Here is a 20,447-nt window from a genome sequence, read left to right as displayed (position 1 = left end):
TAATGCTAGTTTAATTGTTATCAACTTTAGAGTGTTAACTCATGACCAAACCAATAACAAAAATAGTCGTTTTAGGTGGTGGTACTGCCGGCTGGCTAAGCGCAGGCTTATTAGCCGCCGAACACCCGCACCTTAATGTAACGTTAGTGGAGTCGGCAAATGTGCCTATATTGGGTGTGGGCGAAGGCACGTGGCCGTCAATGCGCAACACCCTACAGCGCATTGGCATTAAAGAAAGTGATTTTATAACCCAATGCGACGCGTCATTTAAGCAAGGTTCTAAATTTATAAATTGGCGAAACCTCAGCGAGGGAGAAAACTACTACCACCCTTTTATGAATCCACAAGGCTACGAGCACACTAATTTACACGCCAGCTGGCAACGTATTGCACCTAATCAAAAATTTGCCGACGTTGTTAATATGCAAAGCTTTGTATGCCAAGCAGCACTTGCACCAAAGCAATTACAAACACCCGAATATGCAGCGGTCACCAACTATGGCTATCATTTGGATGCAGGTAAATTTGCTGAATTTTTGAAAAATCACTGTATTCAAAACCTAAATGTTACTCATATTACTGACGATGTAAGCCACGTTATGAACGACGATCATGGCTACATTGCCGCATTAAAAACAAATAATAATGGCGATATAATAGGTGATTTATTTATAGATTGCTCAGGCTCTTGCGCTCGTTTAATTGGTGAGCATTTTAATAGTGAGTTTATAGCGCAAGATCATATTTTATTTAATAACAGCGCTGTTGCGGCGCAAATACCTAATGCACACGCCGATCAGCCAGTTGCCTCTGCTACGCTATCTACAGCGCAAAGTAACGGTTGGATTTGGGATATAGCCCTGCCAACGCGCCGTGGTACAGGTTATGTATTTAGTAGTAAATATCAAAGCGATAAAAGCGCAACAAATACTCTAAAAAGCTACATAGCTAAAAGTACCAGTGAGCAACAAGCTGAGCAACTTACCTACCGCGTATTAAAATTCAGCCCTGGTTACAGGCAACAATTTTGGATTAAAAACTGTGTTGCTGTGGGTATGTCTGCTGGCTTTTTAGAGCCACTTGAAGCGTCAGCACTTGCCATGGTTGAACTTTCAATTAGTATGATAAGCGAGCAACTACCGCAAAACCGCACACACATGAGCCAGCTTGAAACGCGTTTTAATGATCGTTTTAGCACTCGTTGGCAGCGCGTTATTGAGTTTTTAAAACTTCATTATGTGCTAAGCGAGCGCGACGACACTCCTTATTGGCAAGATATTAGTAATTTAGATACCGCACCCGAGCGCCTGCAAAACTTACTTAAACTTTGGCAATTTCAGCCCCCTAGCCGCTTTGATTTTATTGAAAACGAAGAAGTGTTTTCATCAAGCAGTTATCAATACGTTTTATATGGCATGGGCTTTAATACACAAACAGTATCTGCACAAAATACATTTAACGATCCACGTGCTGGGGATTACTATTATCAGCAAAATCGCGAAAAAATAGCGCAGTGTTTAAATGGACTGCCAAGTAATCGCGCGCTTTTAAATCACCTTTTATCAAATAATGGGCAGCCACATAATGACTAAAACAAACGCTGTTAAAAACGTAGTAATTGCTGGAGGCGGCACTGCAGGTTGGATGGCCGCAGCTGCACTTGCTAAATTAGTTGGCAACAATATAAACATAACCCTTGTTGAATCTGACGATATTGGCACTGTGGGCGTTGGCGAGGCAACAATTCCGCCTATTCGTACATTTCATAAATTGCTGGGTATAAACGAGCAAGCATTTATGAAAGCCACTCAAGCTAGTTTTAAATTAGGTATTAGCTTTGAAAACTGGGGCGATGAAAACACGCATTATATTCACTCATTTGGCGCAACGGGCAAAGAATGTTGGGCGGGTGAATTTCATCACTTTTGGCTGCAAGGTAAAGCACTTGGAATAAACAACCCATTTGGCGATTACTGCTACGAGCTGCAAGCGGCTAAAGCCGGTAAATTTGCGTTTAATCAGCAAAATCCCATTAACTATGCCTACCATATGGATGCTACGCGTTACGCGCAGTTTTTACGTGAATTTTCAGAACCATTAGGTGTAAAACGCATTGAAGGTAAAATACAAAAAGTAGTAAAAAACACTAAAACGGGCCATATAGAATCACTTACTTTAAATAATGGCGAGCACATTAACGGCGACTTTTTTATTGATTGCACCGGCTTTAGAGGCTTATTAATAGAGCAAGCATTACATACTGGCTACGAAGACTGGTCGCATTTACTACCGTGTAACAGCGCCATTGCGGTGCAAACAAAATCAACCAGCGAGACCGTATTGCCACTTACCCGCTCTATTGCCCATAAAAACGGCTGGCAATGGCGTATACCGCTGCAAAACCGTGTAGGCAACGGATTAGTTTATTGCAGCCAATATATGGATGACGAACAAGCCAAAGCGCTATTATTAAATAATATTGAAGGTGAGCCGCTTACAGAGCCCCGTATTATTAAATTTAAAACAGGGCGTCGCTTAAAAGGGTGGAACAAAAACTGCCTAGCGCTTGGCCTTGCTAGCGGTTTTGTAGAGCCACTTGAGTCCACCAGCATTCACTTAATTATGTCGGGTATTATTCGCTTTATGCGTTTATTTCCGTTTAATGGCATTACCAATCACGCAATTGACGAATACAACAAACAGCTTAAAAGCGAAATTGAAAATATTCGCGACTTTATTGTGCTGCACTACAAAGTAACTAATCGCGATGACAGTGAGTTTTGGCAACACTGTAGCGCCATGGAAGTGCCAAAAACACTTCAGCATAAAATTGATTTGTTTAAGCAAACTGGCCGTGTATTTTTAGACGATGGCGACATTTTTAGAGTCGATTCGTGGGTGCAAGTTATGCTTGGCCAAGGTATTGAGCCTAATCAACATCATTTAATAGCCAGCATGATGAGTAATGAAGAGCTCACCCGTTTTTTACACGGTATTAAGCAACAAATAGAACAGCGCGTTGGCCAATTACCACCACACCATGAATTTTTAAAACAGTATTGCCCAGCATAAAAAAAGCCCTTATTACTAAGAGCTTTGGGTACACACAACAACTTTTACGTTTTATTATTCACACTTAACCACGGCGCTTTTAGCGCTTTGTGGTTCAAAGCTAATATCTGCAACTGAAACGCTAAGCTCTCCTGCCGTTTTAATAATAAAAGGGCTGGTTACTCTAGCAAAATCAACGCCCTTTTTAGCAAAACACGTTAAATCTATACTCATGGTTTGCCATGTATTTAAATCAGCATTTTCAAGCTCATTGGTAATATCAAGCTCGCCGCCACAACCTTGTTCGCACTTCATTGCAAGGTATGTCTGTGAGCTAGGTATTTGATTTACTTTATAGCTAAAGCTAAGGGCCGAATTTGCTTCAATGTAGGCCACTTTGTCTTCGGTAAAGTTACTATTAATTTCGATATAGCTGGCTGCAGTGCCATCAAAATTAAATTGCATCGCATCTTCTTGAATCGCTTTGTCTTCAGTGCGATAAGTAATGCCGCCGAGCTTTACACTGTTACTTGCTACTTGGTGCTGCTCGCTGTTTGAATTTAAAAACAAACGCCACGGTGTTTTAAAGCTGCCATTAAATATAGATAGCGGCGCAAGGTTACTAATATCAACACCTGAGTCTTCATTTAGATTATTGCCAAGCGTACTTTCATCTTTATACGTTAAGCCAAAGCCGTAGGGTAATAGTGGTGAGTAATCAGCATCACCCTTATTTACTGCGGTTTGTAGTGGCGATTTAGGCCACGAGAAAGACAACTTACCTTTAAAGTCGTATTGTACCTGCCCACTTGCATCCGCTAGTAAAACATCTGCAATACCTTGTCCTTCAGTGCCAGGAAGCCATGCTGCTACAAATGCATCTGACGCGTTTAGCTCGCTGTTAACCCACATTGGTCTGCCCGATATAAACACCGATACCACCGCAATACCTTGCTGCTTTAATGTTTTTAATATTTTAAGAGAGCGTTTATTGTTACGTTCAAACTCAAGGTTGTCTTTATCGCCATGTCCCTCTGCGTATGGTTCTTCACCAAATACAACAATGGCTACATCGGGTTTGGTATTAAACTCAACCGTTGGGCTTAAAATAGCGTTACCGCCAGCAGCCTCTATTTGCGTTTTTAGCCCCGCATAAATAGACGTTGCCCCAGGAAAATCTGCATTTTGATTATTAGTTCCCTGCCACGTAATACTCCAACCACCCGATTGCTTGCCTATGTTATCGGCCGCATCGCCTGCTATAAGTATGTTGCTTGATGGATTAAGCGGTAATAAATGGTTGTTGTTTTTAAGCAGTACTAACGACTCTTGTACGGCTTGGCGGGCAATATCGCGATGTGCAGGCGCACCTATTAGTTCTAATTTACCTGAATATTTTCGATTTTCGGGGCTTGGTTTATCAAATAAACCCGCACGTAATTTAACGCGTAAAATACGTGCTACGGCGTCATTTATTCGCGCCATTGTTATTGTGCCCGCTTTTACTTGTTTAATTGTATTTTCATAAAGTGGTTTCCAAGCACCCGTTGGCACCATAAAAATATCAAGCCCCGCATTAACAGCCTGCGGGCAACTTTCATTTGTACAGCCTGCAACTTGTCCGTGTCCGTTCCAATCTCCTACAACAAAGCCATCAAAACCCATTTTTGTTTTTAACACATCAGTAAGCAAGTATTTGTTGCCGTGATTTTTTTTACCATTCCAGCTATTAAACGATGCCATAACCGACTGACTACCTGCGGTTAAGCCACCTATATAACCTTGCGCATGAATATTATATAACACCTCTTCGCTATCAATGTTATCGCCTTGATCGTCACCATCTACCGTGCCGCCATCGCCTAAAAAGTGCTTAACGGTACTAATTACGCGTTTGTCACTTAAAAAGTCTTCATCGGCTCTGCCTTGCAATCCGTTTACAATTGCGGCTGAATATTCACGTACAATTGCAGGGTCTTCTGAGTAGCCTTCGTACGTTCTGCCCCATCGGTCGTCGCGCACAACCGCAACAGTCGGTGCAAACACCCAATCTATGCCTGTTGCCATTACCTCTATTGCAGTAGCTGCTGCAATTCGCTCAATTAATGCGGGGTTATTAGCAGCACCTAAACCAATATTGTGAGGGAATAACGTCGCCCCAATCACATTATTATGGCCATGTACCGCATCAGTGCCCCACATGGTTGGAATTTTACTGCCATCAATTGAGTCATCAACTGATGCCTGATACATGCTCTCAGCAAGTGTTATCCAATCTGCAGGCGTTGCATGTTTATTAGCATTCGGGAACGAGCCACCGCCATTTAAATACGAACCAAAACCATATTTGCGCATGTCTGCAGTAGTTATATCGCGAATTTCAGGTTGGATCATCTGCGCTACTTTTTGTTCAAGCGTCATTGTTTTTAAATACTGTGCAATCGTATTTTCAATTTCAGGCGTTTTCACTACCTTACTTTTAAGCGTTGGCCAAAGTGATAAATCAACTTGCTCATGCTCAGCCTTTTTGGCTACGGCGCCTTGGCTATTATTAGCGGTAACCTCTTGTTTATTACACGCACTTAAAACGCATAATCCTCCTATTAAGATAGGGAGCATGCGTAACCTCTTAGTGTTTAAGCTTTTTTTCATTTTTATAGCCCTGTGTTGTGTCAGTATGTTTTTGTGAAACGCCTATTTGTTATTTAAATTTAACTATTGACCTGCTTAACAATAGCCACTAACCTAAATATGGAAGCGCTTCCTTAAAGTTATTAAATACCATCCTTAGTGATTAATCAAATTAAATATGGAAGCGCTTCCATCAATGCAATTTATAAACTATAAATAAAAGCAAAATTTACTACAAAGAAGCAGAGGTTTTCTCTTAATGAAACAATTATCTTTACCTAGTGGCTCACCACTTTTAGCCAAAAATTTTACCTATGGTGTAGCTACGGCCTCATTTCAAATTGAAGGTGGCGCAGCTGATCGCTTGCCATGTATTTGGGATACCTTTTGCAGTAAAGAAGGCAAAATAGTCGATAATTCAAATGGCGACGTAGCCTGCGAGCACTACACTCGCTGGAAAGACGATATAAACTTGATTGAATCATTAGGTGTAGACGCTTACAGACTTTCTATTTCGTGGCCGCGCGTAATGACTAAAAGCGGTCACTTAAACCCGACCGGCGTTAAGTTTTATACAGACATTTTAGATGAATTAAAACGCCGTAACATTAAAGCTTTTGTAACGCTGTACCACTGGGATTTACCACAACACATTGAAGACGAAGGTGGCTGGCTAAACCGTAACACCGCTTACGAATTTGCGCATTACACAGATTTAATTACCAAAGCTTTTGGGGAACGTGTGCACTCTTACGCCACCTTAAACGAGCCTTTTTGCAGCTCTTACCTAGGTTACGAAATAGGCGTACATGCACCCGGCATTGTAGGTCGCGAATTTGGTCGTAAAGCCGCGCACCACTTATTACTGGGTCACGGTTTAGCTATGCAAGTACTTGCTAAAAACAGCCCAAATACACTAAACGGTATTGTACTTAACTTTACGCCTTGTTACTCAGTTACCCAATGCGAAGAAGATTTAAAAGCGACTGCATTTGCTGATGACTACATAAACCAATGGTACATGCAGCCTGTAATGCAAGGTAAGTACCCTGATATTATTAATCAGTTACCTAAAGCCCACCGCCCTGACATTTTGGATGGCGACATGGAAATAATTGCTCAACCACTAGATTACCTAGGGGTTAACTTTTATACCCGCATGCATTATCAAGCAAGCGAAACCGACTTTTACCATGAGCTGCCACATAAAGCGCCAATGACCGATATAGGCTGGGAAATTTATCCTAAAGCACTGACAGAGTTACTTGTATCGTTAAACGAAAAATACACCCTACCACCTATTTACATTACCGAAAACGGTGCAGCCATGGCTGACGAATTTAAAGACGGCGCAGTGAACGATAACGACCGTATTGAATATTACCACGAGCATTTAAATGCCCTACATAATGCAGCTGAGCAAGGCGTAAAAGTAGATGGCTACTTTGCTTGGAGCCTAATGGATAACTTTGAATGGGCTGAAGGATATTTAAAACGTTTTGGTATAGTACACGTAGACTACAACACACAAAAACGAACTGTTAAAGCCAGCGGTAAAGCGTACACTAAACTCATAACAAGCCGATAAATTATCGGCTTATAACAATAAGAACACACACTGTGAACAAACTCCCTTTATACGAAAAAGTCGGTTACGCCATGGGCGATGCCGGCGCTAACTTAGTGTGGCGCGGCGCGCTTGCTTATTTAGCGGTGTTTTACACCGATACATTTGGCATATCGGCGGCTGCCGCTGCCATGTTGTTTTTAGTGGTAAGGCTATCTGATGGCGTAACCGATATTATTATGGGTATGATTGCCGACAGAACGCAGTCGCGCTTTGGTAAATTTCGCCCATGGATACTCTACTCGGCACCATTTTTGGGCTTGTTTATGGTGTTGTGTTTTACTACACCCGACTTTAGCACCACCAACAAACTTATTTATGCCTACGTAACCTACATAGGTTTAACGCTTGCCTACACCGTAAGTAACGTGCCCTATTCGGCACTTATGGGCGTTATGACACCAGACGATACAGAGCGCACAAAGCTCTCTGGTTTTAGGTTTGCAGGTGCGTTTACTGGTGGTTTATTGGTTATGGGTTTTTTACCTGAGCTAGTGGCATTTTTTGGTGGCGGCGACAACGCTAAAGGCTATCAGCTTACTATGTACTTATTTGCCAGCTTACTTATTATTTTAATGATTATAACGTTTGCGACCACTAAAGAGCGTGTAACACCGCACGCCTCAAATGAAGGGAATTTAAAATCAGAGTTATTTGATTTAACCAAAAGCTTGCCATTTATAATCCTACCTTTGCTTGCTACTACCTTGTTTTTTTATTACCGCGATTTATACAGCGGCGTATTTTTTGCCCTTGTTATGGCTGCAATGACATTCGTTATTAAAAAATTACTCAATAAAGATAAGCAAAGCTTAACGGGATCACAGCGTGACATGGTTGATCTTCTGACCAACAAACCCTGGCTGGTATTACTCGGTATTGGTTTTTTAACCATGATGTTTAATGGCATAAAATACGGTGTAATTGCGTACTACTTTAAGTACCACGTAGCTAATGAACTCATGGCTGGGCAATACTTTATTGCCTTGTTGGTTGTATCTATATTAGGCGCACTTACCACAGGTAAACTGGCCGAAATAATGGGTAAACGAAACCTCTTTATTGCATCATTAATGCTAAGCGGGTTACTCACTACTGCATTTTACTGGGTGCCTAGCGATAACCTGGTAGCAGTATTTACCTTTGGTTGTGCTGCTGAATTTTTTGCCGCCATGATGCCAACATTGTTCTTTAGTATGCTTGGCGATTCAGCCGATTACTCAGAGTGGAAAAATAAACGCCGCGCAACAGGGCTTATTTATTCTGCGGGTACATTTGTGCAAAAAACCGGTGGTGGTTTTGCAGGTGCATTAGTATTAGTGGTACTTGCAGGCTACGGCTATAACGGTATGGATGAGCTAACAATTACCCAAGCTCTACCTGGCATGCAGTTACTTATGAGCTGGATACCTGCCGCATTTGCATTTTTAGGTGCCGCATTGATGCTTATTTATCCGCTTACCTCAGCAATGACGCAAAAAATAACAGAAGACTTAGCAATTAGACGCAGTAATGTGTAAATTAACTTTTAATGACTCTTCGCGCTTTATATTTTTATAAAGCGCGAGTAAAAACACATATAAGCTAGGACATCAATGGCGACAATTTATCAAGTATCAGAAATGGCAGGTGTGTCTTTATCAACTGTTTCAAGGGTACTTAACGACAACGACTACGTAAGCAAAAAAACTAAAAAAAAGGTATTAGAAGCAATGAAAGAGCTAGGCTATCAGCCAAGTTCTATTGCACGCTCTTTAGCCTCTAGCACTACAAACAGCGTCGGTATTTTAGTTTCTGAGTTGGATGGTCCGTTTTTTGGTCAAATGATGTCAGCCATTGAAGAGCACCTTCGTATTGCGGGTAAACACGTTATTATTACCCCAGGGCACAGTGACGAGAAAAAAGAAAAAAGCGGCTTTGAATTTTTAATAGGCCGTAATTGCGACGCTATTATTGCCCACGTAGAAGCGGTATCAAACGAGTATCTAATTGAGTTAAGTAAAGGCAAAACCCCTATTTACTTAATGAGCCGCTACGTTAAAGAAATTGAAGGAAACTGCATTAGCCTCGACAACGTAATGGGCGGCTACTTAGCCACTAAAGCCATGATCAACAAAGGTCATAAAAACATTGCGTACATAGCAGGACCACAGTTTAAAGAAGATGCGTCAAACCGTTTAAAAGGTCACAAACAAGCACTAGCAGAATACAACATCACCTTTGACGAAAACTTATATTATGTAGGTGACTTTAAAGAAACTGGTGGCAGCGATGGTTTAAGGCATTTTATTCAAAATAAAGCGCAAATAACCGCTCTTGTATGCGCCAATGACGAAATGGCATCGGGTGCTATGAAATACGCCCGCGAACACGGTTTTAACCTACCAAAAGATTTAGCCATTATTGGGTTCGATAACGTAATTTTTACCAATTACCTTTACCCAACGCTTACTACAATAGATAACCCAGTTCCCGAAATGGGCCGAGCTGCGGCTAACTTAGTACTTAAAGACATTTATAAAAAAAGCGGCATAACAGTAAAGCACGTGTTTCAGCCAAAGCTTATTTTAAGAGACTCAACACCCGATATTAATTAATAAAATTTAAGATTAATCTAAGTGTAAATTATGTAACTCATTACGCACCCACTGCGTATCTAAATATTGCTCTACGTGCTGCTGCGCAAACTTTAAAAAGTTACGTGCAGCATGCGATATGTGCCTATCTGTTCGCATTACAAAATACCAATGACTAGCTAAATGGGTATCGGTTACGTTTAAAATTTTAAAACTTGTATCGTCTGTTGCAAGTACATGGCGTGATAAAACCGCAATGCCCATCCCCGATGCAACTGCAACGCGTATTGCTTCATTACTCGCCATTTGTACGCTATCGCTCAGCACTAATCCTCGGCTTTGTAACTCGCTTTCAAATAACATACGGGTCGCTGAGCCATTTTCTCGGAGTAAAAAGCGATACTGCATTAAATCAGTTAATTTAACGGCTTTTACGTGAGCTAGCGGGTGGTTTAACGGCACTATAAATTCTAGTGGGTTATGCAAAAAGCGCGCAGCTTGTGCGTGTTCAAGCGACGGCGGGTGGCTAAATACATAAATATCGTCCTCTCCTCGCTCAAACCTATCAAGCACCTCTGCCCTGTTGCCAATCTCAAGCGGAAGTTCAACGTGGGGATGTAAATTACTATAGGGGCCAAGCAATTTCGGTAAAATATATTGCGCTGTATTAACCATCGCAATTTTACAACGGCCGCGCGATCCAACATTAAGTTCGGTTAAATAATCTTGGTAATCGTCAAAATGACCAAATACCTGCTGGCAGGTTTTAAATAGCTCAAGCCCGGCATCGGTTACGTGTAGCTTTTGCTGTTGCATAAGTAATAACGGCTCACCTACCGCTTCTTGTAATCGCTTTATTTGTAGCGATACCGTTGGCTGTGTTAGGTGTAAACGCCTTGCAGTTTCGCTTATTGAACCCGTTTTAACTACGCTCATAAATACTTCGAGCAACCTAAACGATATATGTCGTAAATCCATACCTACCTCATAAACCTAACAAACAGCACTTAATAAATCAGCTATAGATATTTATCTATAACTAACTCTTGTTTATTTTATTATTTACTATACAAAGTTTTATCTACAATAGCGCCACTTAATTTACCACCTAGTAAGGAAAGCCAGTGCCAGATATTGTTGTTATGTTTTTTATTTTAGGATTAGTGGCGGGTATTTTACGCTCGGACTTGGCCATTCCAAAAGCCACCTACGACACATTAAGCTTATTGCTCATGTTAACCATCGGCTTAAAAGGCGGTATGGTGCTCCATGGCAACTTAAGCTGGCAACTACTGCCCGAAATGGGATCGGTAATGCTACTTGGCGCACTTATACCGTTGATGCTTTACCCTATTTTAAAATACGTGATTAAACTCTCTGTTGCTAATAGTGCCAGCATTGCCGCGCATTATGGCTCAGTAAGTGCGGGGACATTTGCTGTAGCGCTTGCCTATGCCGAATCGGCTAAATTGGTAGTTGGTGCAGAAGTAACCCTGTATTTAGTGATGTTAGAACTCCCTGCAATCATTGTTGGTTTATTGCTTTACCGAAAACTTGATAAACAAAACAGCCAAAAAAGTGAACCATCCTTAAAAGCGCTTTGGCACGAAACTCTTACGAACAAAAGCGTCATTTTGCTTATCGGTGGTGTCGTCATAGGTATGATGTACGGCACGGTTCAAGGCAGCCAAGTAACTAGCCTTTTAACAAGTAGCTTTAAGGTTGTTCTGGCATTATTTTTACTAGAAATGGGTTTAGTAGCCGCGCAAACTTTGCGCCCTATCCCCTGGGAACATTGGAAGCTCGCGGTATTTGCTATTGTCACCCCGCTATTTTTAGGTACGATTGGCACAGCAGTAGGCACACTTTTAAATTTAGAATTAGGCTCGGTAGTTATATTGGGAAGTTTAGTGGCCAGCGCCTCTTACATAGCCGCACCCGCTGCAATAAAAGCGGCAATTCCTAAAGCCGATATTGGTCTTGCTATGCTGACCTCTCTCGGTGTAACTTTCCCGTTTAATGTGATTGTTGGTATTGGTTTATATCACCACCTTGCACTAGCAATGCAATAAACAAATAAATGTTAATTTTATCACTTTAAAAACTGTTGAACCCTATTTTACATAGGGTTTAACACTAGGGCGTGCTGACCTTTCGTGATTAATTTTGCAGCAGACTGTTTGGTATTTAAGCAAGGCAGAGCCTATGTAGTGTGGTTATTCCCCATAAATAGGCGATAACGCAGCATAAATGCCAAACATGCGCTGCCCTTTTGGTTCTTTCTAGGGACGATTAACTCTTTGTTGCTCGGTTTTTACTTATTCTTACATGGATGTAAGCCAGTAGAATAACGCAGGAGCAGTTATCGAGCCCGCTAGGTTACAAACCTCGCGCCGCGATTAAATCGCCCCTAGATTGACAAATTTCAATCCACAAAGATCAACACGCCCTAATAAATACTCACAAATATAAAACAATATCTACATAAAAACACTACAATAAAAAGCATAATAGATCCGATAATTTACCAAAATGATCGTTTTAAAGTTTATTTATATTGTTTAATAAAATATCACTTTACTTATTTTTAATTTGGCTCTAAATTCGCGCAAATTTTATTATTAAAGTAACCTCTCAAACTTTAAAACAGTGGTTATTTACCTTGATGAGTCGATAAACACAAATGGCCGAATCAGCCGCCACAAGCACCTCTAATAACCCTTTAGCGCCTGTTATAGGGCTGTCATTTTTTGCTATCGCATCAGGCTTTTTAATGAGTCTTATTCCGCTGTCGTTACCCGCATTTAAACTTGATGAAAATCTAGCGCCTTGGCTTGCGAGCATTTTTTACTTTGGCTTACTTATTGGCGCAACCACAATAGAGCGCATTGTGGTAAAAATTGGTCATCGCTTCGCATTTATATTATTTTTAAGCCTATTAATAGCAAGCGTGCTTGCACAACTTGCACTGCCAAATACCGTTAACTGGTTAATTGCACGATTTGTAGCAGGTTTTGCTGTTGCCGGTGTGTTTGTCGTTGTTGAGTCTTGGTTATTAATGACCAATACCGCAAAGTCGCGTGCAAAACGTTTGGGCTTATACATGACCTCACTTTATGGGGGCAGCGCGGTTGGTCAACTTGCTATAGAGCCGCTTGGCTCCGAAGGTTATCGTGGTAGAGCGACCTATTACTAGGCCGACCCCACACAGATCCGGACGAGCGGAACTACCGCATCCGGCTCTTCAGTTAACTATTCACTCGTGTAAAACATGACCCTAATACCAATCGACAAGAATATTTCGCTTGCTGACTTTGATACTCTCAATATTAAAATACTCTAACATCTTCTTGAAATTACTCCAGTTATAACTTCGTCGACCACTTCGCCTGTTTAACCATTTATATAAGGTATGCAAAGCATAATCATATAAACACGCTAAACTTCGGCTATTGTCGGGAAGCCCGAAATAGTTTCTAAACCCTATCAGTTTTCGTTTTAATTGTGGCAGCCAATCTCTCAACTTAAATGAGTGTTTCGCTTTGATCCATTGGTAATATTCACCCAGCGTTGCCTTTTGCTTCTTCGCGCCAGTGCGCCGCCGCAATCTTGGTTTACCCGATGAATCTGTGCCCCAGTAAAACTCAAACCCTAGAAAGACAAAATGACGTTTTCGACCAACGTGAAATCGGCTGAAGCGCATTAACGATGTTTTGTCTTGTGCAACGTCTAAGTTGAACTTCTTTAATCGCTTCGGTAATACCTTATAAAAGCGCTCTGCGTCATTCGCATATTGAAACGCGCAAACAAAATCATCTGCATAACGTATCATCATCGCTCTGCCGCGCATCTTCGGCTTTACTTTCTTTTCAAACCACAGGTCTAGCGCATAATGTAGATAAATATTAGCAAGCACAGGGCTGATAATACCGCCTTGTGGGCTGCCACTCGATGGTTTGGTAAAGACACCATCAGGGGATTTTATCCGTGCTTTTAACCACTGATTTATTAAGTTAAGTATTGCCTTATCATCGATGCGTTGTTTGAGCATGTCCATCAACCATTCATGATCAAGGTTATCGAAGAAGCCTTTAATATCAGCCTCAACTATATAACCATAACCTTGAAACTGCAGATTAAGTGTCAAACTATGCACCGCTTGATGCGCACTTTTATTCGGTCGATAACCATAACTATTGCGCATAAAGTCTTGCTCCCAAATACTTTGCAGGATCTGGCTAACACTTTGTTGCACAAGCTTGTCATCAACCGTTGGCAGACCCAAGGGCCGTTGTTTACCATTCGATTTAGGGATGAAAATGCGTTTAATATCATTAACTCGGTAGCGTTTCTGCTTAAGTTGCTGACCTAAACGGTCAATATTTTCGATTAGCTTTGCCTTGTATATAGGCATAGTAATGCCATCAATACCGGGTTTAGCTAATTTATTGAGTTGACCCCAACTTTGATGCAGGCTATCAGTATTTAACAGTCCATATAAATTCTGAAACCTGTGTTTGGGGTGGGTATGTGCTTTAAATGCGATGGTATTAAGTGTTGTTGTCATAGTGGTTCCAGCCCTACTTTGTCCGGACTATGTGCCGGCTTAATACCGAAAATAACTGTCAGCTCCTTCGCCATGTACAAGGCTTTCCCCTGCGCAGACTACTATGGGCTGATCTGACTTCCAAAGGGTCATCGTTGGCTTTGCTTTTCGTTAAGCTTCTCTACCACTATCCGTGTGGAACGCCTTTGGATCTCTCAAGTTCTCAATACATCTATTTATACATGCCACGGCTTGAAAACTCCGCTGACTCTCTACAGCCTAACCAATGCGGCTGTTTTGCATGGACTTCGGTAGCGTTGCAAACCTCGTCAGTCAGATCTAATATTTATCGGAGCGATACCAGCACTTCAGGGCCACGATAGCCCCTATGGCCTACATAATTCTCTGTGTACGCTTCACCAATATTGTTCGTGTGATGCAGTCCTCACTGCTGAAAAGCATTTGCTAATCCCACACTCCGCCAAAGGCGCAACACTCGATACAGGTGGTTGGTTAAACCTTACCTGACAGGGACTTGCACCCTGCAAGATGCATCAAGCTTCGCTTGACGCACCAACGCCTTATTTATTTGTAGCCTCGTTATTATTTTTAGCTATTTTAGCGCCTCTATTAATAACTAAAGGTCAGCCAGAAAAACAACATCTTGAAAAACTACCACTAAAAGAAATAAAATCACTAAGCCACCCAGCTATGCTCGGATGCTTAGCATCAGGCTTATTACTGGGCCCTATTTACGGCTTAATGCCTGTTTATATTGCAGCACAGACTGATCAAGCTCAGTACACTGGTACACTTATGGCGGTTATTATTTTAGGCGGCATGGTCGTGCAGCCGCTTGTGAGTTACTTATCTACTCGGCTTGAAAAAAGCTTACTGATGGGTATGTTTTGTTTAGTAGGCGCAGCCGGTGCTGTGGGTATATTACAAGCAAACACTTTAGCAGGATTAATAGTGAGCTACTTAATACTAGGCGCGTGCAGCTTTGCACTTTACCCGATTGCTATAACACTTGCGTGCGACTCATTGCCAATAGCAAAAATAGTCTCAGCAACTGAGGTTATGCTTTTAAGTTACAGTATTGGTTCGGTATTTGGCCCTATGCTTGCTGCCAATTTATCTGATGCATCAAACGGTATTGTGTTTTATTTAGCAGGCTGTTTAATCACTACCTGTATTTATATGTTTATTAAAAGCATTAAAAATATTCGCGCAGGTAAAACCCCAGTTGCAGGCTAAGTAGTTTTTAATTTGTCGTGTGGACTCAAAAAAAACATCTTTTTCCAGCCTTCGCTTTGTGTTGTATAAAGCCATGGCATGGGCACTAACGATAAAATAGAATAATGTACATGAGGCTGCTTCCCTGCGGCATTTCCGGTATCGCCTAGTAACCCAATTTGACTGTTTATGCTTACAACATCACCTGCACTTACCGAGTAGTCATTTAAATGTGCAAAATAATGTATACGCCATTTAGGCCCAAGCACCGCAACCACTTTACCACCACGAGTTAATTCACCTGCAAATATAACAATCCCGTTTGTTGAGGCAACTACAGGAGTGTTCTTTATGCCAAAAATATCAATTCCTTTGTGCACACCCGATCTGCCCCAAGGCTCATACCAAAATGTATTATGGTTCCAATCTTTAGGTGTAGCACCTTGTACCGGAATCATTATTTTTTCGGGAATTAGTAAGCCTATAATTAATAAAGTAGCTATTCCAATTGCAATCCACTTAAGTACTTTCACTGCTCTATCCTTGATATTTAAATAACTTATACTGGTAAATTATTAGCCATAGTAACTGAACTCATCATGAGTCGTATTTATGGTTTTATTTATGGAGTTTTATTTGAATGAAATACCCGACTAACATGTACTAAGCTGATCAACTTCAAAACAGGCTTTATAAGTAATTGAGCACTGCCCGCTATAAACAACCATGTGCCACTTTCTATTAGTGAGTCATTTAAAAAGAAAAAACTACCAATTAAAAACCACACGGCAATTAAAAAATCGTTAAATGCACCCAGCGCTTCATAACGCCGCTGGATGGTAATATGCTCTTGCCCTAAATCTAAAATAAACTGATTACTGCTGGAGTCCATAAGTACTGCTCACTCTTTTATTTCATAATTTAAAAAGCTTGTTTTACAAGCTAAGCCGCACCATACAATAACAAAATTTACGCAATAAAAAACGTTGGCCAATGCGAATTAGCCAACGTTTTTATTGTTTGTACAATACTTAACTATTGTTTATTTTTTATCTTTTTCTAAACGTTTTTTAAGACTTAATGCTGCATCAGCGGCTAATAAGCGCATAAATTCAGAGCCATTACTTTGCTCGCCTTGGCCTGCGCCTATTACAATTTCAGGCACTAAACGGCTATTACCTAAGCTTGTAAATAAAGCAGTTTGAATTTTAACTTCTGCTTTTAGCGTTTCATCAAATACATACTTTGGATCAAGTGCAGCAGACTTAGCTCTTAAACGAGCCTCAGCTAAAACGTCCATACCTAATGCTTCTAAACGTTGTTGCTTTAAAATCTCTTCTTGCTCTTTTGCAAGCTCCGCTTTTACAGCCACTCGTTGCTGCGCAGAAATAATGGCATTTGCCTTAATTCGCTCAGCATCAATTTGCTCTTTTATTTTTAGCTTTTCAGATTCAGCACGTTGCTTAGCAATTGCTTGTTCACCTAAAGCCACTTCAGTACGTGCTTGTTGCTCAGCTTTTTTAAGATTTTGACGCGCTAGTGCTTCATCAGCAGCTGCTTGCTTTTGGGCTTCAAGGCGAGCATTTACTTTGCTTTCGTAGTCAATATCAATAATGCTGGCATCTACTACTGTAATACCGTAAGCGCCTAAAATAGGTGCGTTACGCAATGTATTACCCTCATCATCCATTTTAATATTAATAGTGACACGTTGCTGTTTACTTAAATTACCTAAATCGTCAGATTTATCGCGCTCACCCGTACTAATAATTTGTTCAGTAACAAAAATACCGTTGGTTAATTGATCAGCAAAATCTTGGCTTAATTGACCATTACCACCAGAGTAATGTTGCTCTACCGACATCATACGCGCCGACGCTTTTACATTTTCAGTGGTTGCACGCATTAATAAATTAGATATTAATGTTTCTTGTGAACCAAACTCTTCGTGTATTTTAAGTAAACCACGTAGAGCACCCGACTCTGCTGCAGGTACATTGCCTGGTAATCTAAAACGAGAAACACCTCGTGCGCCACCTGTTGTCGTATCTAAAAATCGAATCGGAATTAACGGCACAATTGCGCTTGCTGTTGCACCGGCATCGCCCGTAAAGTTAATCGAAATTACTTTTTTATAAGCGGATGTACTACCAAACGCTTTTAAGTAAGGGCCTGCTTGATTTATTACGGTTAAGTTACCTGTAAAAGCCGATTGATGCACTAAACGTTCATCTGCTTCATTCCACGAAACAACTTGCGATGTAAGGGTTGCTATCACTACCAATACAACAACAATTGATGACACTATAATTACATTACGACGACCAAATCGACTCATAAATGAGTCACTTTTTACTGCTGGGACTGCTTTTTCGCTATCCATTTTTATTACTCTCCATGTTTAATTTCTTTTTAACAAAGTAAATAATTTCCTGTTCACTCAAATGTGCGCAAAAGCTACCAGAGCGATGTAACTCAACAAATGTTGCAAGGATTTCTTCTTTACCTTTAGCTGTTTTATCTTGGTTTTCTTGTGTTTGATTTTTTTCTGTTAGTTGAGTGATTAGTTCATCAACTATCGTGTCTTTATCAAACAGTACGTTGTATTCCTTGGATTTTCTTACCCGACTTTTATGTACGTTGCTGTAAATTACATAAAGTGCAACGCATAAAATAATAACAAGTAAACTTAACCCTATAATATAAAAAATCATAAGCTCTACTTAAATTAGTTTAAATACTTAATGAGCAATAACAATTGTAAGCATTACTTAACAAATGTTAACCCAGTAATTTTACAGTAAACCCGAGTAAAAAACAGATTAAAAATAAAGTTCATCAGGTATACAGTTATAACCGCACATAAAAGTAAGCTTTTTCAAACAAAAAAATGCCAGTCAGTTATTAACTGACTGGCACTAAGCTAATATTAATTAAAGTGCTTTTTACATTATTCGCATTGCACCCAATCAACACCATTTTCACTGCATTCATGCAGCATTGTTCCATCTTCTCGGCGGGTATCTCTAACCATTGCCCTTCAATTGTTTTAATAATACGTACGTTGTCTGTGGTTTTGTATTTACGCCAAAAGCTAGCATCAATAGATGTTTCGTCATCAAACTTATAAGGCATAGCAGCGAGTACAGTCACTAAATCTTGAGTTTCTAAATCAGCAGCTTTGTCTTTAACATTTACCCAATTAGATAATGTTTGAAAGTCAGCATTTTCCTCTCTAAAGGCAAAGTCAGTTTGGTAAAACGATCCCGACTCAGTATAGCTAATGCTAAAACCTCGCTCGAACGGTGTATCTAAATTAGCACTAACGCATTCATCTGCTGTTGGGAAGTTAACCGATGGGCTTGTATTATCAACGCCATAAAGCACATTGCTTTGCTCAAAACTAACGTTCTCAATGCTAGAGCATCGGTAAGTACGATCGGCGTTAATGTAAACATCGTCTCTAACTGTTAATTTTCCATTTAACGATTCTTCGCCCCAAGGTGTATCTGTTGAATCCAATCTAGACAAAATAACGTCAATTTTGTCGAGTTCGTCTGTATTTTGAAGCTTTACTTGCTCATAAATAAGTTCAGCGCCTGCAAAAATAACTTTATCGCGGTACCATGCATTTTCAAATCCATACTCTGCATCTTTTGCTGTTTCCTGGTAAATCACTGCTCTTACTTCTTCTGCATCAGGATACTGAGCATCTAGCTCTTGTTTAAATTTATAGGCCGCTTTTAGTCCTTTAACAATCGCCTGTGCTCTGTCGTAAGCATCACTGTCACTATTGACAATAAAATCTGAGTACATTTGTTCAGTCGACAAATTGTAATGCGCTACCAAGTTTTGCATAACATTTGTTATTTCGCTCTGAAGACTTGCAAGTAACTCAGTATTTTCTTTGAGTGCATCACAGCTTAAATTATTGCTACCAACTTTTTGTAATTGAAGGCTCAACTGCTCCCAAATAACAGTTGTTAAAGGTGATATATTTCGAATATCTTCATCAGTCAAAATCTCAATTGAGGGTGGAAATGACATTTGATACGCTTGCGTTACCTCTCCTAAATCCTCGTCAATTGCGCCAACCGGTACATTAACATACATAGTTGAATACGGCACACACAGCGCCTGCTCTTCTGTAAAATTAAAACTATAATTACCCGATTCTTCAGAGACTACAGAAGGTTCTGTTTGCTCATCAAAAGTACCATCGCCATCAATATCTAGCCATACTATTGCACCAGATACATAGCCATCAATAACCTTTCCAGTAAGAGAGATAGTGTTAACTTCTACGGGGTCTACTTTTATAGGGTCAGGCTTAGCTACAACTGGCTCTACAACGACCACTTTATCATCGCCACCGCCGCCACATCCAACAAGGCCTAGCGTAAACGCTAATGAAATAGCTAACTGACTTTTTTTAAAAAACATACAAAGACTTCCTTTTTTTGCACTTTAATTATTATAAAAATCGTATTGTTATAAATTAATTAAGTTACTTTAATACAAAATAAGTAATGCCAATCTGCTTATATATAGGATCTAGTTAACGTTAAGAAAATTACGCTAGAACGAGGCAAAAATTTTTGTATCTAGTTGTTCTAAATAAAATTTCAACGACGTTATAGTGCAATTTAATTTGTTAAAACGCTCAAAGATTTATGCAGGTTGGTATAAATTTAAACAACAGAAATTTATTGAATTTTTATGGAGGATGGCAACAAGTTAACATGCCCTGTACCTATATCCTTACATGGAAAGTTAGATT

At 40.3% G+C, this 20,447-nt stretch carries 13 protein-coding genes and 3 pseudogenes; 8 read left to right on the top strand and 8 right to left on the bottom strand.

Features of this window, described 5'->3' with window-relative positions; all coding sequences use genetic code 11:
- Window positions 1–41 precede the first annotated feature (41 nt).
- Together I6F44_RS12520 and I6F44_RS12515 are read left to right on the top strand one after the other, a co-directional pair.
- Window positions 42–1,592 carry a tryptophan halogenase family protein gene (locus I6F44_RS12520; RefSeq protein WP_197173882.1) on the top strand — a complete coding sequence of 517 codons (1,551 nt, stop codon included), beginning with the start codon at window positions 42–44 and terminating at the stop codon, window positions 1,590–1,592.
- Complete coding sequence (locus I6F44_RS12515; RefSeq protein ID WP_197173881.1) at window positions 1,585–3,072, top strand: tryptophan halogenase family protein; 1,488 nt, start codon at window positions 1,585–1,587, stop codon at window positions 3,070–3,072. Before I6F44_RS12520 ends, I6F44_RS12515 begins: the two co-directional genes overlap by 8 nt.
- A gap of 54 nt (window positions 3,073–3,126) precedes the next feature.
- On the opposite strand, the gene I6F44_RS12510 is transcribed toward I6F44_RS12515, so the two are convergent.
- Entirely contained in the window at window positions 3,127–5,703 is a 2,577-nt protein-coding gene (locus I6F44_RS12510) for a glycoside hydrolase family 3 protein (protein ID WP_197173880.1), read from the bottom strand.
- A 238-nt stretch (window positions 5,704–5,941) separates the two neighbouring features.
- Here I6F44_RS12510 and I6F44_RS12505 point away from each other — a divergent pair, with 238 nt between their 5' ends.
- From I6F44_RS12505 to I6F44_RS12495, 3 genes are all read left to right on the top strand, one after another.
- The gene (locus I6F44_RS12505; RefSeq protein WP_197173879.1) at window positions 5,942–7,270 is read left to right on the top strand and encodes a GH1 family beta-glucosidase; all 1,329 of its coding nucleotides are present in this window, start codon (window positions 5,942–5,944) and stop codon (window positions 7,268–7,270) included.
- Window positions 7,271–7,302: 32 nt separating this feature from the next.
- Window positions 7,303–8,829: an MFS transporter gene (locus tag I6F44_RS12500; RefSeq protein ID WP_197173878.1), complete on the top strand. Its 1,527-nt coding sequence runs from the start codon at window positions 7,303–7,305 to the stop codon at window positions 8,827–8,829.
- 75 nt (window positions 8,830–8,904) lie between these two features.
- The gene (locus I6F44_RS12495; protein WP_197173877.1) at window positions 8,905–9,906 is read left to right on the top strand and encodes a LacI family DNA-binding transcriptional regulator; all 1,002 of its coding nucleotides are present in this window, start codon (window positions 8,905–8,907) and stop codon (window positions 9,904–9,906) included.
- Between the two features lie 12 nt (window positions 9,907–9,918).
- On the opposite strand, the gene I6F44_RS12490 is transcribed toward I6F44_RS12495, so the two are convergent.
- The gene (locus I6F44_RS12490; RefSeq protein WP_197173876.1) at window positions 9,919–10,863 is read right to left on the bottom strand and encodes a LysR family transcriptional regulator; all 945 of its coding nucleotides are present in this window, start codon (window positions 10,861–10,863) and stop codon (window positions 9,919–9,921) included.
- Between the two features lie 146 nt (window positions 10,864–11,009).
- Between I6F44_RS12490 and I6F44_RS12485 the strand changes: the two genes are divergently transcribed.
- Window positions 11,010–11,957 (top strand): sodium-dependent bicarbonate transport family permease, encoded by a 948-nt coding sequence (locus I6F44_RS12485; protein WP_197173875.1) that lies wholly within the window; start codon window positions 11,010–11,012, stop codon window positions 11,955–11,957.
- A gap of 611 nt (window positions 11,958–12,568) precedes the next feature.
- A pseudogene (locus tag I6F44_RS12480) lies at window positions 12,569–13,054 on the top strand (MFS transporter); the annotation flags it as partial.
- Window positions 13,055–13,162: 108 nt separating this feature from the next.
- Here I6F44_RS12480 and ltrA read toward each other — a convergent pair.
- Window positions 13,163–14,452, bottom strand: a complete 1,290-nt coding sequence (ltrA, locus tag I6F44_RS12475) for a group II intron reverse transcriptase/maturase (RefSeq protein ID WP_197173874.1) — start codon at window positions 14,450–14,452, stop codon at window positions 13,163–13,165.
- Between the two features lie 546 nt (window positions 14,453–14,998).
- Between ltrA and I6F44_RS12470 the strand changes: the two are divergent.
- Window positions 14,999–15,688 (top strand): annotated as a pseudogene (locus I6F44_RS12470) (MFS transporter); the annotation flags it as partial.
- Here I6F44_RS12470 and I6F44_RS12465 read toward each other — a convergent pair.
- The 5 genes and pseudogenes from I6F44_RS12465 to I6F44_RS12445 form a co-directional block, all read right to left on the bottom strand.
- A complete protein-coding gene (locus I6F44_RS12465) occupies window positions 15,685–16,200 on the bottom strand; it encodes a M23 family metallopeptidase (RefSeq protein WP_197173873.1) in 516 nt (171 codons plus the stop codon). The pseudogene I6F44_RS12470 and the gene I6F44_RS12465 overlap by 4 nt on opposite strands.
- Window positions 16,201–16,289: 89 nt before the next feature.
- Window positions 16,290–16,559 (bottom strand): YrhK family protein, encoded by a 270-nt coding sequence (locus I6F44_RS12460; RefSeq protein WP_024600642.1) that lies wholly within the window; start codon window positions 16,557–16,559, stop codon window positions 16,290–16,292.
- Between the two features lie 150 nt (window positions 16,560–16,709).
- Window positions 16,710–18,050 (bottom strand): SPFH domain-containing protein, encoded by a 1,341-nt coding sequence (locus I6F44_RS12455; RefSeq protein ID WP_197173872.1) that lies wholly within the window; start codon window positions 18,048–18,050, stop codon window positions 16,710–16,712.
- Entirely contained in the window at window positions 18,043–18,381 is a 339-nt protein-coding gene (locus I6F44_RS12450) for a hypothetical protein (protein WP_024595217.1), read from the bottom strand. The genes I6F44_RS12455 and I6F44_RS12450 overlap by 8 nt, the downstream gene beginning before the upstream one ends.
- 236 nt (window positions 18,382–18,617) lie before the next feature.
- Window positions 18,618–20,110, bottom strand: a pseudogene (locus I6F44_RS12445) (hypothetical protein).
- Window positions 20,111–20,447 lie beyond the last annotated feature (337 nt).

The organism is Pseudoalteromonas sp. NZS11_1 (assembly GCF_015864275.1).
In the GTDB taxonomy this organism is placed as follows: domain Bacteria; phylum Pseudomonadota; class Gammaproteobacteria; order Enterobacterales; family Alteromonadaceae; genus Pseudoalteromonas; species Pseudoalteromonas arctica.
This window is presented reverse-complemented; position numbering and strand designations above follow the sequence as displayed.